Source organism: Shinella sp. R2-11 (assembly GCF_055330205.1).
In genome coordinates this window covers 697,908-713,666 of the sequence record NZ_JBVAPC010000002.1, presented here as the reverse complement: position 1 = coordinate 713,666, position 15,759 = coordinate 697,908, and the positions used below count along the sequence as shown (strand labels likewise).

The 15,759-nt window shown below is 65.5% G+C and carries 13 protein-coding genes; 12 read left to right on the top strand and 1 reads right to left on the bottom strand.

All coding sequences use genetic code 11. The features are described from left to right. Positions 1-46: 46 nt before the first annotated feature. The 10 genes from ACZ1A1_RS08075 (at position 47) to ACZ1A1_RS08030 (ending at position 12,457) form a co-directional block, all read left to right on the top strand. Positions 47-940 carry an N-acetylmuramic acid 6-phosphate etherase gene (locus ACZ1A1_RS08075; protein WP_463619461.1) on the top strand — a complete coding sequence of 298 codons (894 nt, stop codon included), beginning with the start codon at positions 47-49 and terminating at the stop codon, positions 938-940. Between the two features lie 44 nt (positions 941-984). Beyond that, the gene (locus tag ACZ1A1_RS08070) at positions 985-2,244 is read left to right on the top strand and encodes an ABC transporter substrate-binding protein (protein ID WP_415215875.1); all 1,260 of its coding nucleotides are present in this window, start codon (positions 985-987) and stop codon (positions 2,242-2,244) included. Positions 2,245-2,532: 288 nt separating this feature from the next. Beyond that, positions 2,533-3,483, top strand: coding sequence for a carbohydrate ABC transporter permease (locus tag ACZ1A1_RS08065; RefSeq protein ID WP_313192790.1), 951 nt, complete (start codon positions 2,533-2,535; stop codon positions 3,481-3,483). A gap of 13 nt (positions 3,484-3,496) precedes the next feature. Beyond that, entirely contained in the window at positions 3,497-4,339 is an 843-nt protein-coding gene (locus ACZ1A1_RS08060; protein ID WP_463619460.1) for a carbohydrate ABC transporter permease, read from the top strand. Between the two features lie 8 nt (positions 4,340-4,347). Further along, on the top strand, positions 4,348-5,400 hold the full coding sequence (locus tag ACZ1A1_RS08055) for a Gfo/Idh/MocA family protein (protein ID WP_463619459.1): 1,053 nt from the start codon (positions 4,348-4,350) through the stop codon (positions 5,398-5,400). A 12-nt stretch (positions 5,401-5,412) separates the two neighbouring features. Beyond that, positions 5,413-6,414 carry an ABC transporter ATP-binding protein gene (locus ACZ1A1_RS08050; protein ID WP_463619458.1) on the top strand — a complete coding sequence of 334 codons (1,002 nt, stop codon included), beginning with the start codon at positions 5,413-5,415 and terminating at the stop codon, positions 6,412-6,414. A 189-nt stretch (positions 6,415-6,603) separates the two neighbouring features. Beyond that, the gene (locus tag ACZ1A1_RS08045; RefSeq protein ID WP_463619457.1) at positions 6,604-7,920 is read left to right on the top strand and encodes an efflux RND transporter periplasmic adaptor subunit; all 1,317 of its coding nucleotides are present in this window, start codon (positions 6,604-6,606) and stop codon (positions 7,918-7,920) included. Positions 7,921-7,931: 11 nt separating this feature from the next. Further along, on the top strand, positions 7,932-11,066 hold the full coding sequence (locus ACZ1A1_RS08040; protein ID WP_313192795.1) for an efflux RND transporter permease subunit: 3,135 nt from the start codon (positions 7,932-7,934) through the stop codon (positions 11,064-11,066). Positions 11,067-11,072: 6 nt separating this feature from the next. Beyond that, positions 11,073-11,696 carry a TetR family transcriptional regulator gene (locus ACZ1A1_RS08035; RefSeq protein ID WP_313192796.1) on the top strand — a complete coding sequence of 208 codons (624 nt, stop codon included), beginning with the start codon at positions 11,073-11,075 and terminating at the stop codon, positions 11,694-11,696. A 95-nt stretch (positions 11,697-11,791) separates the two neighbouring features. Next, complete coding sequence (locus ACZ1A1_RS08030; protein WP_463619544.1) at positions 11,792-12,457, top strand: TetR family transcriptional regulator C-terminal domain-containing protein; 666 nt, start codon at positions 11,792-11,794, stop codon at positions 12,455-12,457. 75 nt (positions 12,458-12,532) lie between these two features. Here the strand turns inward: ACZ1A1_RS08030 and ACZ1A1_RS08025 are convergent, their stop codons facing one another. Next, the gene (locus ACZ1A1_RS08025; RefSeq protein ID WP_463619456.1) at positions 12,533-12,766 is read right to left on the bottom strand and encodes a hypothetical protein; all 234 of its coding nucleotides are present in this window, start codon (positions 12,764-12,766) and stop codon (positions 12,533-12,535) included. Between the two features lie 276 nt (positions 12,767-13,042). On the opposite strand from ACZ1A1_RS08025, the gene ACZ1A1_RS08020 reads away from it, so the two are divergent. Further along, complete coding sequence (locus ACZ1A1_RS08020) at positions 13,043-14,146, top strand: hypothetical protein (protein WP_463619455.1); 1,104 nt, start codon at positions 13,043-13,045, stop codon at positions 14,144-14,146. Between the two features lie 67 nt (positions 14,147-14,213). Then, positions 14,214-15,632 (top strand): amidase, encoded by a 1,419-nt coding sequence (locus tag ACZ1A1_RS08015; protein ID WP_463619454.1) that lies wholly within the window; start codon positions 14,214-14,216, stop codon positions 15,630-15,632. Positions 15,633-15,759 lie beyond the last annotated feature (127 nt).

Below are 15,759 nucleotides of genomic sequence, written 5' to 3'. Positions count from 1 at the left end.
CAATTGGTATTTTTTTGGCATTAATTTCGGCCAGAGGAGAAACGACATGGCCGCAGGCAGGACCGAGGGCAGGCATGATCAGGCGAGCGGGCTGGACGAACGTCAGCCCGTGGACGCGCTGAAAGTGCTTGCGGATGGGCAGAAGGCCGCGGCCGCCGTGGTCGATGCCGCGCTTTCCGATATCGCCGCCGCCGCCCGCCTTGCCGCCGATGCGCTTCTTGCCGGCGGCCGCCTCGTCTATGCGGGCGCCGGCAGTTCCGGCCTCATGGCCATGGCGGATGCGCTGGAGCTTCCCGGCACCTACGGCATCGCGCATGACCGCATCGTCATCCTGCTCGCCGGCGGTGCCGCGAGCCTCGTCGACCTTGCCGGCGGCTATGAAGACGACCGCGATCTCGCCGTGAGCGATGCCGTTTCCGCGGGCGTCGGGCCGAGGGACTGCGTGATCTGCGTTTCCGCGAGCGGCAGCACGCCCTATGCGCTGGCGATGGCCGCCCATGCGAAGGAGAAGGGTGCCCGCGTCGTCGCGATGGTCAACAATCCGGGCGCGCCGCTCTTTAAGGGCGCCGATGTCTCCATTCTTCTGCAGACCCCGCCGGAGGTGATTTCCGGCTCGACGCGCATGGGTGCCGGCACGGCGCAGAAGATCGCCTTCAACCTGTTCTCGACGCTCGTCGGCATCCATCTCGGCCATGTCCATGACGGGCACATGGTCAATCTCAAGGCCGACAACATCAAATTGAAAGGACGCGCCTGCCGCATCGTTTCCGACATTTCGGGTGTCGGGCTCGACGAGGCGGAGCGCCTTCTTGCGCGCTCCGGGGGCTCGGTCAAGGCGGCCGTGCTTCTGGCCGCGGGGGCGGAGGATCCCGGCGCCGCGCAGGCGGCACTGGAGCGGTCGGGGCAGAGCCTTCGCCGCGCCCTCAATTCCATCGGATAATCTGGTCTCAAAACGCGCTGCGGCGCATAAAAGGGGAGAATGCAATGACACGCAACGCTATCAAAGGTCTGCTTCTTGCCACGAGCATCCTCGGCACGGCCGGGATCGCTCAGGCGGCGGACGTCACGCTGACGGTCGAAAGCTGGCGCAACGACGACCTCGCCATCTGGCAGGAAAAGATCATCCCGGCCTTCGAGGCGAAGAACCCGGGCATCAAGGTCGTCTTCGCACCGACCGCGCCGACCGAGTACAATGCCGCGCTCAACGCCAAGCTGGACGCCGGCTCGGCGGGCGACCTCATCACCTGCCGTCCGTTCGACGCCTCGCTCGAACTCTTTAACAAGGGTCATCTGGCCGCTCTCAACGACCTGCCGGGCATGGAGAACTTCTCCGACGTCGCCAAGTCGGCCTGGACGACGGACGACGGCTCCAAGACCTTCTGCGTGCCGATGGCCTCGGTCATTCACGGCTTCATCTACAACAAGGACGCCTTCGAGCAGCTCGGCATCACGCCGCCGGCGACGGAAGCCGAATTCTTCGCCATGCTCGACAAGATCAAGGCGGACGGCAACTACATCCCGATGGCCATGGGCACGAAGGACCTCTGGGAAGCCGCGACCATGGGCTACCAGAACATCGGCCCGACCTACTGGAAGGGCGAGGAAGGCCGCAAGGCGCTGATCAAGGGCGAGCAGAAGCTGACCGACGAAGGCTGGGTCGAGCCCTACCGCGTCCTGGCCAAGTGGAAGGACTATCTCGGCGACGGCTTCGAGGCGCAGACCTATCCGGACAGCCAGAACCTCTTCACGCTCGGCAGGGCCGCCATCTATCCGGCCGGCTCGTGGGAAATCGGCCTGTTCAACACGCAGGCGCAGTTCAAGATGGGCGCCTTCCCGCCGCCGGTGAAGAATGCCGGCGACACCTGCTACATCTCGGACCACAACGACATCGGCGTCGGCCTCAACGCCAAGAGCCCGAATGCGGACGCGGCCAAGAAATTCCTGAGCTTCGTCGCATCGCCGGAATTCGCCGACATCTACGCCAACTCGCTGCCGGGCTTCTTCAGCCTGAACTCGACGGCCGTGAAGATGAACGACCCGCTGGCGCAGGAATTCGTCTCCTGGCGCGAGAAGTGCCAGCCGACGATCCGCTCGACCTACCAGATCCTGTCGCGCGGCACGCCGAACCTCGAAAACGAGACCTGGACGGAATCGGCCAACGTCATCAACGGCACCGACACGCCGGAAGTGGCCGCCGAAAAGCTCCAGAAGGGCCTCGACAGCTGGTACAAGCCGGCGAAGTAAGCCTTCGCTCCGGCTACCGGATTCTGCTTGAGGAGCGGGCTTTCCCGCTCCGGTCCTCTCCCCGCTCATGCGCGGGGGGAGGGACCCCGGGCGGCGCGGCCGGACATTGCGGACGCGCCTGCCGCATCGCCTCTTCGTCCCGGTGGACAGAGGCTGCCGAAGGGCAGATTGGGGCAGCGACCCCGTCACTATCGTGTATGCTGAATTCGTCATGTGCGGCCGGGCTGCCGCGCACGGCATTCGCGCATGCAAAACCGAACGAACAACAACCGGAGGGGCAGCTGGGCCATGAGCGACATACCTTCTTCCCGTGATGCAGCAGAGCCGATCAAGCGCCCCATGCGCTGGCATATCGGCGTTTTCCTGCTGCCCGCCTTCATCGTCTATTCGGCGGTCATGATCCTGCCGCTGATCGAGACGCTGCGCCTGTCCCTGTTCAACGTCGTGGACGGCCAGTCGACCTTCGTCGGCCTCGGCAACTTCATGGTGCTGTTCGGCGACGAGCGCTGGGCGGCGGACTTCTGGAACGCGCTCAGGAACAACTTCGTCTTCTTCGTCATCCACATGCTGGTGCAGAACCCGATCGGGGTGGCGCTCGCGGCCATGCTGTCGCTGCCCAAGCTGCGCTTCGCCGCCTTCTACCGCACGGCGATCTTCCTGCCGACGCTGCTCTCCTTCGTGATCGTCGGCTTCATCTGGAAGCTGATCCTCTCGCCGATCTGGGGCGTCTCGCCCTATCTCATGGACCTCGTCGGCCTGAAGTCGCTGTTCTCGCCCTGGCTCGGCAAGCCCGGCTCGGCGCTCATCGCCGTGTCGCTGATCTCCGTCTGGCAATATGTCGGCATTCCGATGATGCTGATCTATGCGGCGCTGCTGAACATCCCGGAAGAGGTGATCGAGGCCGCCGAATGCGACGGCGTGACGGGCTGGAGCCAGTTCTGGAAGATCAAGCTGCCGCTGATCCTGCCGGCCATCGGCATCATCTCGATCCTCACATTCGTCGGCAACTTCAACGCCTTCGACCTGATCTACACCGTGCAGGGCGCGCTGGCCGGGCCGGATAAGTCCACCGACATTCTCGGCACGCTGCTCTACCGCACCTTCTTCGGTTTCCAGCTCCAGCTCGGCGACCGCTCGATGGGCGCGACGATCGCGACGGTCATGTTCCTCATCATCCTCGCCGGCGTCTCGCTGTATCTCTTCGTGATCCAGCGGCGCATGCGTCGCTACCAGTTCTGACCGGAGGCCCGACATGTCCAACAAGGCACGCACCTCGCTCGCCCGCTCGTCCTTCGTTCACCTCGCTCTGATCGCCTATGCTCTGGTCTCGGTCTTCCCGGTGTTCCTGACGCTCATCAATTCGATGAAGGATCGCAACGCGATCTTCCGCAATCCGATGCAGCTTCCGACCGCCAAGACCTTCGACCTCGTCGGTTATTATACGGTGCTGGGGCAGGGGGATTTCGCCACCTACTTCCAGAACAGCTTCATCGTCACGGTGGTCGCCATCGCGCTGGTGCTGCTGTTCGGCGCCATGGCCGCCTTCGCCCTTTCGGAATACCGCTTCCGCGGCAACACGATGATGGGCCTTTATCTGGCCATCGGCATCATGATCCCGATCCGCCTCGGCACGGTCGCGATCCTGCAGGGCATGGTGGCGACGGGCCTCGTCAACACGCTGACGGCGCTGGTGCTGGTCTATACCGCGCAGGGCATCCCGCTCGCCGTCTTCATCCTGTCGGAATTCATGCGGACCGTCTCCGACGATCTCAAGAACGCCGGCCGCATCGACGGGCTTTCGGAATACGCGATCTTCTTCCGCCTCGTGCTGCCGCTGGTGCGGCCGGCCATGGCGACGGTCGCCGTCTTCACGATGATCCCGATCTGGAACGACCTGTGGTTCCCGTTGATCCTGGCGCCGAGCGAGGCGACCAAGACGGTGACGCTGGGCTCGCAGATCTTCATCGGCCAGTTCGTCACCAACTGGAACGCGGTGCTCGCGGCGCTGTCGCTGGCGATCTTCCCCGTCCTCGTCCTCTACCTCGTCTTCTCGCGGCAACTGATCCGCGGCATCACCTCGGGAGCTGTAAAGTGAGTTCTGCCATGACCCCCATCCGTGTCCTTTCCGCCGGCCTCGGCAACATGGGCAGGAGCCATGCGCTCGCCTATCACGAGAATCCGGGCTTTACGATCGTCGGCCTCGTCAACCGCTCGAAGGTCGCCGTTCCGGAAGGCCTCGAAGGCTACGAGATCCTGCCGTCCTTCCCGGAGGCGCTGAAGGAACTGAAGCCGGAGCTCTGCTCGATCAATACCTATTCGGACAGCCATGCCGAATTCGCCATCGCGGCGATGGAAGCGGGCGCCCATGTCTTCGTGGAAAAGCCGCTGGCGACAACGGTCGCCGATGCCGAGCGCGTCGTCGCCTGCGCGCGGGCCAACGGCCGCAAGCTGATCGTCGGCTATATCCTGCGCCATCATCCCTCGTGGATGCGGCTCATCGACGAGGCGCGCAAGCTCGGCGGGCCTTACGTCTTCCGCATGAACCTGAACCAGCAGTCGAGCGGGCCGACCTGGGCGACCCACAAGGCGCTGCTGCAGACAACGCCGCCCATCGTCGACTGCGGCGTGCACTATGTCGACGTGATGTGCCAGATCACCGACGCCAGGCCCGTCGAGGTGCGCGGCATGGGCCTGCGCCTCTCCGACGAGATCGCGCCGGACATGTACAATTACGGCCATCTCCAGGTGCTGTTCGACGACGGTTCGCTCGGCTGGTACGAGGCGGCCTGGGGCCCGATGATCTCGGAAACGGCCTTCTTCGTGAAGGACGTCATGTCGCCGAACGGCTCGGTCTCCATCGTCATGGACCCGAACGCCAAGTCGGACGACATCGACACGCATACCAAGACGGCGGTCATCCGCCTTCACAACGCGGCGACCGGGCCGGACGGCAGATTCCTGTCGCCGGACGAGGACCTGAAGATGGCGGGCGAGCCCGGCCACCAGGAACTGTGCGACCGCGAGCAGGCCTTCGTGCTGAAGGCGATCCGTGAGGACATCGATCTTTCACGGCACATGGACGATGCGGTGCAGTCTCTCAGGATCTGCCTCGCCGCCGACGAAAGTGTCAGAACCGGTCAGCCGGTCAAGCTCTAAAGGGGATATCGGGTGGGCTCTCTTCAACTCAAATCCGTACGCAAGTCCTTCGGCAATGTCGATGTGATCAAAGGCATCGACCTCGACGTGAAGGACGGCGAGTTCGTCATCTTTGTCGGCCCCTCGGGCTGCGGCAAATCCACGCTGCTGCGCATCATCGCCGGCCTCGAGGACGCGACGTCCGGCTCGATCTCCATCGACGGGGCGGAAGTGGCGACGGTGCCGCCGGCCAAGCGCGGCATCGCCATGGTGTTCCAGTCCTACGCGCTCTATCCACACCTGTCGGTCAAGGACAATATGGGCCTCGGCCTCAAGCAGGCCGGCACGCCGAAGCCGGAGATCGACAAGCGCGTCGACAAGGCCTCGGCCATGCTGTCGCTGGAGAAGTATCTCGCCCGGCGCCCGGCGGAGCTTTCCGGCGGCCAGCGCCAACGCGTCGCCATCGGCCGCGCCATCGTGCGCGAGCCGAAGCTCTTCCTCTTCGACGAGCCGCTGTCGAACCTCGACGCGGCGTTGCGCGTCAACACGCGCCTGGAGATCGCAAGGCTGCACCGCGAGCTGAAGGCCACCATGATCTACGTCACGCACGACCAGGTCGAGGCGATGACGCTGGCGGACAGGATCGTCGTCCTCGATGCCGGCGTCATCCAGCAGGTCGGCTCGCCGATGGAGCTATACAACCGTCCGGCCAACCTCTTCGTCGCCGGCTTCATCGGCTCGCCGGGCATGAACTTCATCGACGCGGCGCGCCTCGGCGTCGCCGACGCGAGGACCGTCGGGGTGCGCCCGGAGCACATCACGCTGTCGCGCGAGGGCGGCGAATGGCAGGGCAAGGTGGTGCATGTCGAGCATCTCGGCGCCGACACGATCGTCTATCTCGAATCGGAAAAGGTGGGCGCCCTCACGGTCCGCCTGTTCGGCGAACATCATTATTCGGTCGACGACGTGGTCTTCGCCACACCCGCGGCGGGCCAGACGCATCGTTTCGACGCGGATGGCCGAGCGATACGTTGAGGCCCCTCATCACAAGTTTGTGATCGGGGTGGATTGCTGCCTTTCACGCGGCTATCTTCGATTGTCAAAAGACAGAAACTAACATACAGCCTTGTTTGTATGTTGCGATGCGGTGGTCCAGCGATCACCGCATCTTTACGTTTTCAGCTCCTTTCCGGCCTTCGGCCGATATCGCTTATGGAAGAACCCATGCGTTTTACGAGACCGATTTCGATTGCGACCTTTGGCGCCCTCATGATTCTCGCCGGCTGCAAGGACGAACAGGCGCCGCAGGGAGCGGGCGGCTTCCCGCCGCCGCAGGTGGCCACCATCACCGTCAAGGCCGAGGACGTGCCGATCACCAACGACCTGCCGGGCCGCATCGCGGCAACGCGCACGGCGGAAGTGCGCCCGCGCGCCTCGGGCATCGTCGTCGAGCGCGTGTTCGAGCAGGGTTCGCTGGTCAAGGAAGGCGACGTTCTCTACCGGATCGATCCGGCGTCCTTCAAGGTGCAGGTCGAAAGCGCCGAGGCGACGCTGCGCCGCGCCAAGGCCGTGCAGGCCCAGGCGAAGAACGACACCGTCCGCCAGGAGCAGCTCAAGAAATCCAACGTCGCGTCCGCGCAGGCCTATGACGACGCCATCGCCAAGCTGGCGCAGGCCGACGCTGATGTCGCGATCGCCGAGGCCGGCCTTGCGACGGCCAGGCTCAACCTCGAATATACCGAGGTGAAGGCGCCGATCAGCGGCCGTATCGGCCGCGCGCTCATCACCGAGGGCGCGCTGGTTTCGGCCAACGGCACGGAGAACCTTGCGACCATCCAGCAGCTCGATCCGGTCTATGCCGACTTCACCCAGTCGGCGACCGACCTCATCCGCCTGCGCAAGGCGCTGCAGGACGGCGACCTGATGGCCGACAACAATTCGGCCGACGTCCAGCTCGTGCTCGACGACGGCTCCGCCTATCCGCAGCCGGGCAAGCTGCTGTTCTCCGAGGCCGCCGTCGACGAATCGACCGGCCAGGTGACGCTGCGCGGCGAATTCCCGAATCCCGACGGCGATCTCCTGCCGGGCATGTATGTGCGCGTGCAGATCGAGCAGGGCATCGAGAAGGGTGCTGTTCTCGTGCCGCAGCAGGCCGTGCAGCGCGACGCCTCGGGCAGCGCACTCGTCTACGTCGTTTCCGCCGACAACAAGGCCGGTCCCCGTCCGGTTCGCGTCGGCCGTGCCGCCGGCACGCGCTGGGTCATCACCGACGGCCTGAAGGACGGCGAGAAGATCATCGTCGAGGGCTTCCAGAAGGTCCAGCCGGGCGCCGAGGTCGTGCCGTCCGAATGGGACCCGAACGCCGTCGCCAATGCCGCCAAGAAGCCCGCCGAAGAGGGGGCCGCGGAAAAGGACACCAAGGCCGAGGGCGCTGCCCCGGCGGAAGCCGGCAAGGCCGAGGGCGGCGAAGGCGCCGCCAAGACCGGCGATGCTGACAAGGCCGAAGGCGGCGATGCCGCCAAGACCGAGCAGGCGAAGTAAGGATCCGGACGATGCCCAGTTTCTTCATCGACAGGCCGATTTTCGCCTGGGTCGTCGCGATCTTCATCATGATCGCCGGCGCCATCGCCATCCCGCTCTTGCCGATCGCGCAATATCCGGACGTCGCCCCGCCGCAGATCTCGGTCTCGACGTCCTATGCCGGCGCGTCCTCGCAGGACACCTACCAGAGCGTCACCAAGCTCATCGAGGATGAGCTGAACGGCGTCGACGGCATGCTTTATTTCGAGTCGACCTCGAGCGCCGCCGGTTCGGCCGAAATCAACATAACCTTCGCGCCGGGCACCGATCCGAGCCAGGCTTCGGTCGACGTGCAGAACCGCATCAGCCGCGTCGAGCCGCGTCTTCCCGACTCGGTCCGCCGCCAGGGCGTGCAGGTCGAGGAGGCCGGTTCCGGCTTCCTGCTGATCGTCTCGCTCACCTCCACCGACGGCTCGATGGACGCCATCAGCCTCGGCGACTATCTCAACCGCAACATCCTGTCGGAAATCCAGCGCGTGCCCGGCGTCGGCCGTGCGCAGCTCTTCGCGACCCAGCGCTCCATGCGCGTCTGGCTCGACCCGGCCAAGATGCTCGGCCTGAATCTGACGGCCGCGGACGTGACCGCCGCCGTGCAGGCGCAGAACGCGCAGATCGCCGCCGGCAGCATCGGCGCCCAGCCGAACCCGATCACCCAGCAGATCGCAGCCCCCGTCAACATCAAGGGCCAGTTGACGACGCCGGAGGAATTCGGCGCCATCGTGCTGCGCGCCAATGCGGACGGCTCGGCCGTACGCCTGCGCGACGTCGCGCGCATCGAGGTGGGCGGCGAGACCTATTCGTTCTCGACGCGCCTCAACGGCCAGCCGTCCGCCGCCATCGGCGTGCAGCTTTCGCCGACCGGCAACGCCATGGCGACGTCGGAAGCCATCAAGGCGCGCATGGACGAGCTGGCGCAGTTCTTCCCGCCGGGCCTCGAATACTCGATCCCCTATGACACCTCGCCCTTCGTAAAGGTCTCGATCGAGAAGGTCCTGCACACGCTGCTCGAAGCTGTCGGCCTCGTGTTCCTCGTGATGTTCCTGTTCCTGCAGAACATCCGCTACACGATCATCCCGACGCTCGTCGTGCCCGTCGCGCTGCTCGGCACCTGCGCCGTCATGTATGCCATGGGCTTCTCGATCAACGTCCTGACCATGTTCGCCATGGTGCTCGCCATCGGCATCCTCGTGGACGATGCGATCATCGTCGTGGAGAACGTCGAGCGCATCATGTCGGAGGAGGGGCTGCCGCCGAAGGAGGCGACCCGCAAGGCGATGAAGCAGATCACCGGCGCCGTCATCGGCATCACGCTGGTGCTCGCCTCGGTGTTCATCCCGATGGGCTTCTTCCCCGGCGCGGTCGGCGTCATCTACCAGCAGTTCTCGCTGACGATGGTCGTGTCGATCCTGTTCTCGGCCTTCCTCGCCTTGTCGCTGACCCCGGCGCTCGCCGGCAGCTTCCTGAAACAGGTTCCGAAGGGGCACCATCACGAAAAGCGCGGCTTCTTCGGCTGGTTCAACCGCGGCTTCGACCGCACCTCGCGGGGCTATAGCGGGTCCGTCGGCTGGCTCGTGCGCCGCGCCGGACGCTTCATGATCATCTATCTCGCGATCCTCGCGGGCCTCGGCTACATGTTCACCAAGCTGCCGTCCTCGTTCCTGCCGGATGAGGACCAGGGCTTCGTGATCGTCATGATGCAGCTTCCCTCGGAAGCGACCGGCCACCGCACGGACGAAGTGCTGACGCAGACCGAGAAGATCTTCGGCCAGGAGCCGGCGGTCGACACCATCGTCGGCATCAACGGCTTCTCGTTCTTCGGTGCGGGCCAGAACGCCGGCCTTGCCTTCGTGACGCTGAAGGACTGGAGCGAGCGCGGGCCGGATAACGCGGCACAGGCGATCGCCGGCCGCGCGACCATGGCGATGAGCCAGATCAAGGATGCGATCAGCTTCGCGCTGTCGCCGCCGCCGATCCAGGGTCTCGGCACGACGGGTGGCTTCTCCTTCCGTCTGCAGGACCGCGCAGGTCTCGGCTCGGCTGCGCTCGCCGCCGCGCGCGACCAGCTCATCGGCCTTTCCGCCACGAGCAATGTCGTGCAGGGCGTGCGCTTCGACGGCATGCCGGACGCGGCCCAGGTCAATATCGTGATCGACCGCGAGAAGGCGAACACCTTCGGTGTCACCTTCGCCGACATCAACTCGACGATCTCGACCAATCTCGGCTCGACCTATGTCAACGACTTCCCGAATGCCGGCCGCATGCAGCGCGTGACGGTGCAGGCGGACCAGAGCGAACGCATGCAGGTTGCGGACCTCCTCAACCTCAACGTCCGCAACTCCAAGGGAGGCATGGTGCCGATCTCGGCCTTTGCCACCGCGGAATGGGTGAAGGCGCCGACGCAGACCGTGGGCTATAACGGCTATCCGTCGATCCGCATCAGCGGCGACACCAAGCCGGGCTTCTCCTCGGGCGATGCGATCACCGAGATGGAGCGGCTTGCCGCCCAGCTGCCGCCGGGCTTCGGCTACGAGTGGACGGGCCAGTCGCTGCAGGAAATCCAGTCCGGCTCGCAGGCGCCGATCCTCATCGCGCTGTCGTGCCTCCTGGTGTTCCTGTGCCTTGCGGCGCTCTATGAAAGCTGGTCGATCCCGCTCGCCGTCATCCTCGTCGTGCCGCTCGGCGTCATCGGCGCGGTCATCGCGGTGACGCTCCGCGACATGTCGAATGACGTGTACTTCAAGGTGGGCCTCATCGCGATCATCGGCCTTTCGGCCAAGAACGCGATCCTGATCATCGAGTTCGCCAAGGAGCTGATGCAGGACGGCAGGTCGCTGATCGAGGCGACCATCGAGGCCTGCCACCTGCGCTTCCGCCCGATCCTGATGACCTCGCTCGCCTTCACGCTCGGCGTGCTGCCGCTCGCCATCGCGACGGGCGCAAGCTCGGGCAGCCAGCGCGCCATCGGCACCGGCGTCATGGGCGGGATGATCACCGCCACGGTGCTCGCCATCTTCTTCGTGCCCGTCTTCTTCGTCTTCGTGATGAAGCTGTTCGGCTACGGGAAGAAGAAGGAGGAGCCGGCTCCGGCCGCAAGCCCGGCGGAGTAGACCGCCATGCGCCGGACCAAGGCAGAGGCCAATGAAACCCGCCAGCAGATCCTGCTGGCGGCGGAACGGGTCTTCTACGAGAAAGGCGTCGCCCATGCCTCCATGGAGGATGTGGCGCGCGCCGCGGGGGTGACCCGCGGCGCCATCTACTGGCACTTCGCCAACCGTGCGGACCTCGTGCTGGAACTCTACAATTCGCTTCCCCTGCCGCAGGAAGACCTGATCGCCCGCGAGCTGGAGGCGGAGAATGTCGACGTGCTCGCCGTTCTGGAGCGGGTCGGCAAGGAATGGCTGGAGCTGCTGGCCGCCGACGAGCATCGCCAGCGCATCTTGTCGATCCTCCTGCGCTGCGACGCCACCGGCGAATTCGCCCGCATCTCCGAGCGCCAGAACGATATCGACGACGAGCACATGCAGACGCTGGAGGCGGCCTTCGCCAAGGCCGAGCGGCAGGGCCAGCTCTGCGCCTGCTGGACGCCCCGTTCGGCCGCGTCCATGCTGCGCTGGGTCATCAAGGGGCTCTGCTCGGAATGGCTGCTGTTCGGCCGCCGGTTCGATATCGCGGGCGAGGGGACGGAGGCGTTGCGCCGCCTTTTCCGCACCTATGGCTCGCACGCGCCGTCCGGCTGAGCGGTATCTGCCGCCCGGCTTGCGAAGAAGGTTCTTGACAGCGGGGAGCATTGTCCCGCTCTTCTGCGCGCAAGCAAGGCAGGGTGACGGCGAAGATGCGGGCAGGCGGGGCTGAACAGGGCTCGGGCGAAGGCGAGAAACGGGTACGCAAGGCCCCAAAGGCGACGCGCCGGCAACAGCTCATCGAGGCGACGATCGATTCGCTTGCCAAGCGCGGCTATTCCGACACGACGCTTGCCGACGTCGCCGATGGCGCCGGCCTTTCCCGCGGCATCGTGAACTTCCATTTCGAGAGCAAGGAAAACCTGCTCGTCGCCACGCTGCAGTTCATGTCCGAGGAATATTCGGACCATTGGAACGCGGCGCTGGAAAAGGCGGGGGCCAGCCCGGCGGCCCGCCTCTGGGCCCTCGTCCATGCCGATTTCGACCGAAGGATCTGCACGCGGCGCAAGCTGGCGGCCTGGTGCGCCTTCTGGGGCGAGGCGAAGTCGCGGCCGACCTACCAGGCGCTCTGCGGGGCGCGCGACGTCAAGTATCAGGAGACGGTGATTTCGCTCTGCGCCGGCCTCAAGGCGGAGGGCGGCTATGCCTTCCAGCCGGAAGCGGTCGCGCTTGCCCTCTGCACGCTGCTCGAAGGCCTGTGGCTGCGCCTGACGATGGGCGACGGCACTACGCGGGAAAAGGCACTGGAGGCGGCCGTCGCCTTCCTCGCCACTGCCTTTCCGAACCACATTGCCCCGCAGGGACCGAGACAGGAATAGGACGTGTCCATGCCTTTCGAAAACCCCGGTCGCGGCGCAACCGGGGCGGGGCGATTCCTTCGATGAGGCCGACGCTTAGCGGCAGACCCTCACGCGCTTGATGACGACATGGCCCCACTTGTCGTAGCGCTTGATCTTCTTCCAGTGGCAGTGGCGATGATGGTGGCCGTAATAATGCGAGGCATGGCGGTGATGGCCGCCCCAGCCGTGGCCATAGCCGCCGCCATAAGGACCGGCGGCCTGCGAGGGGGCGGCGAAGGACAGCGCTGCGGCGACGGCGACCACGGCTGACAGGATGAATTTGCGCATTTCAGTCTCCTCTCTTCGAGTCAAAGGATGAACCATTCATCCGATGGTATTCTCGCAGGCAGGACGCCGCAGGGTTGTTCCGCCGGGAACACGCGTGCCGTCACAGTCCGTCCCTGTCGGACAAGGAATGTGTCATGCATGATGCGTGGAAAGAGCGTGCGTTCTTCAAAAAACGGTGATAGCAGCGAATAGCCGCCCGGTTGTGAACGTCTGTCCTGCTGCCTCTCCGATTGCGGGACTGGCGGATCGTTTCCCGGGGCGAGGGCTCGGTGCGACATGGGTTTCAAGGATATTTTCAGCGCTTGGCGCAACCGGAATGCCTCCCGCCCGACCGGCGTCGGGGCGCTGGAGCCGCTGTCGCTGGAAGGCAGCCTCGTCCGTGATTACGACCTCTATCTCGTCGAGCTTCACGATGAACTGCCGGACCTCGTTCCGCAGCGCGATGCAATGCGCGCGGCATGGAGCCGGGGGGATTTCGAGGCCTATCGTCAGGCATTCGAGACGGCGCGGGCGAGCGGCACCATCGCTGCGAACGGCAAGCCGCTCTATGCGCTCGTCAGGGACTGGTTCCTGGAGCCCTTTCCGGGCCTGCCGGACGATGCGAACACCGCGCCGCCGCAGGGCGACGTGCTGGCGCCTTTCCGGGCGTTCTTCGAGCGCAGTCCCTCCGCCTTTTCCGCCGCGACCTATGCCGATGCGCTGCGCACCGCCGCCTTCATGCGGCGCGGCACGGCCTGGGGGCACGAGGTGACGGCCGACCAGTGGAAGGGCTTCGAAACGCTGCTGAAGGAGGCGGACGAGGTTCTCGACAGCCATGCCGATCCGAAGGATTTCAGTTGGTGCATGAGCGATTATCGCCGCTCGGCGAACGCGGGCAGTTTCGAGACGTTCAAGGCGCGCTTCGAGCGGGCATGGCTGCTCGACCGCTACAATATCGACCTCTGTCGCGCCCATGCCCGCATGATCCTGCCGCGCTGGCTGGGCCGCGACGCGCAGGACCTCGAGAATTTCGCCCGACGCGCGGCGGAGCTGACCGGCGAGCGCTTCGGCCTCGGCTTCTATGCGCTGATCCACCAGACGAATACCGATGTCGGCGACCACCAGCTTGCCGATACGCTGTGCGATCCCGCCCTCGTCAGGCAGGGGTTCGAGGACCTTCTGGCGCGCTTTCCGGCGCCGAGCGTGATGAACCTCTATGCCGACATGCTGGAATGGATGGGCGACACGGAGGCGCTGGCCGATCTCCTCGAAACGCGTTTCCGCGTGATGGTGCCGCAGATCTGGTACGGCGAGACGCGCAGCGACAAGATCTCCTACCTTTTCGCCACCTTGCTGGAGGCGGCCGAGGTGCTGGACGAACGGCGCGCGGCGCGGCGCTAGGGACGGGCTGGCGCTGCCTGCCTCTGCCTGCTAGCTCTAGCATCAGACGATTGCCGGAGCGCCGACCTTGCAGGACATCACCGATCTTTCAGCCCTTGCCCTTTCCGCCGCCATCGCCGAGCGCCGGCTCGATTGCCGCACGGTGATGGCCGCCTATCTTTCGCGCATCGAGGCGGTCAATCCGCGCATCAACGCCATCGTCAGCCTTCGCCCGGCCGAGGCGCTGCTCGCCGAGGCGGAGGAGGCGGACCGGGCGCTTGCGGCCGGGGACTATCGCGGCTGGCTGCACGGCATGCCCTTCGCGGTGAAGGACCTTTCCGAGGCAAGGGGCATCCTCTGCTCCTTCGGCTCTGCGAACTACGCGGATTTCGTGCCGGACTATGACGACATCCATGTCGAGCGCATCCGCGCGGCCGGCGCCATCATCATCGGCAAGACCAATGCGCCGGAGATGGGGCTCGGATCGCACAGCTACAATCCAGTCTTCGGCGTCACCCGCAATCCCTATGACACGACGAAGAGCGCGGGCGGTTCTTCCGGCGGTGCGGCGGCGGGGCTGGCGGCGCGGATCCTTTCGGTCGCCGACGGCAGCGACATGATGGGATCGCTGCGCAACCCTGCGGCCTTCAACAATGTCGTCGGCTTCCGTCCGTCCTTCGGCCGGATTCCCTCGCTCGGCAGCGAGCTCTTCCTCGGCCAGCTTGCCGTCAACGGGCCGATGGGACGCAGCGTCGCCGATGTGGCCGCGCTCCTTGCGACCCAGGCCGGGCACGACCCGCGCGATCCGCTTTCGCTGCGCGACGAGGACCTGTCGCTGGATGCAGGCCGCGACCTTTCCGGCGCCCGTATCGGCTGGCTCGGCGATTTCGGCGGGTACCTTCCCTTCGAGCCGGGCGTGCTGGAGCTCTGCCGTGCCTCGCTCGACGTCTTCCGCCGGCTCGGCTGCACGGTGGAGGATGTTCCGCCGGGCTTCGACATGGCGCGGCTCTGGCAGGTCTGGCGCACGCTTCGCCATTTCCTCGTTTCCGGCGGGCAGGCCGCCGACTATGCCGACCCCGAGCGCCGGGCGCGCATGAAACCGGAGATGATCTGGGAGATCGAGCACGGCCACGACCTTACGGGAGCGGAGATCTATGCCGCCTCGCTCGGCCGCAGCGACTGGCACCGCCATGTCGCCGGGCTTTTCGAGACCTACGATTTCCTGATCCTGCCCGCCGCGCAGGTCTTCCCCTTCGATGCGGAGCTGGACTGGCCGAAGGCGATCGACGGGCGGACGATGGATACCTATCACCGCTGGATGGAGGTGGTGATCGGTCCGACGCTCGCCGGGCTTCCCGTCGCGGCCATGCCGGCCGGCTTCGGCGCGAACGGGCTGCCCGCCGGTATCCAGATCATCGGCCGCGCGCGGGGCGACCGGGACGTGCTCGCCGCAGCCGCCGCCTATGAGCGGGCGACGGACTGGCTGGCCCGATATCCCGAATTCTAGGGAGTCCGGCCCTTCGGACACGCCAGCGCCGCATTTTCGTGAAAGGCACGCTTGCCGGGCGTTGAGGACCACCCGGCCGCATTCCTTCAAAAACATGAGGCGCCGTTTAGGAATTGCTTACCATATT

Coding starts and splice junctions, on each gene's coding strand:
- ACZ1A1_RS08075 (WP_463619461.1), top strand. CDS start 47: ATGGCCGCAGGCAGGACCGAGGGCAGGCATGATCAGGCGAGCGGGCTG.
- ACZ1A1_RS08070 (WP_415215875.1), top strand. CDS start 985: ATGACACGCAACGCTATCAAAGGTCTGCTTCTTGCCACGAGCATCCTC.
- ACZ1A1_RS08065 (WP_313192790.1), top strand. CDS start 2,533: ATGAGCGACATACCTTCTTCCCGTGATGCAGCAGAGCCGATCAAGCGC.
- ACZ1A1_RS08060 (WP_463619460.1), top strand. CDS start 3,497: ATGTCCAACAAGGCACGCACCTCGCTCGCCCGCTCGTCCTTCGTTCAC.
- ACZ1A1_RS08055 (WP_463619459.1), top strand. CDS start 4,348: ATGACCCCCATCCGTGTCCTTTCCGCCGGCCTCGGCAACATGGGCAGG.
- ACZ1A1_RS08045 (WP_463619457.1), top strand. CDS start 6,604: ATGCGTTTTACGAGACCGATTTCGATTGCGACCTTTGGCGCCCTCATG.
- ACZ1A1_RS08040 (WP_313192795.1), top strand. CDS start 7,932: ATGCCCAGTTTCTTCATCGACAGGCCGATTTTCGCCTGGGTCGTCGCG.
- ACZ1A1_RS08035 (WP_313192796.1), top strand. CDS start 11,073: ATGCGCCGGACCAAGGCAGAGGCCAATGAAACCCGCCAGCAGATCCTG.
- ACZ1A1_RS08030 (WP_463619544.1), top strand. CDS start 11,792: ATGCGGGCAGGCGGGGCTGAACAGGGCTCGGGCGAAGGCGAGAAACGG.
- ACZ1A1_RS08025 (WP_463619456.1), bottom strand. CDS start 12,766: ATGCGCAAATTCATCCTGTCAGCCGTGGTCGCCGTCGCCGCAGCGCTG.
- ACZ1A1_RS08020 (WP_463619455.1), top strand. CDS start 13,043: ATGGGTTTCAAGGATATTTTCAGCGCTTGGCGCAACCGGAATGCCTCC.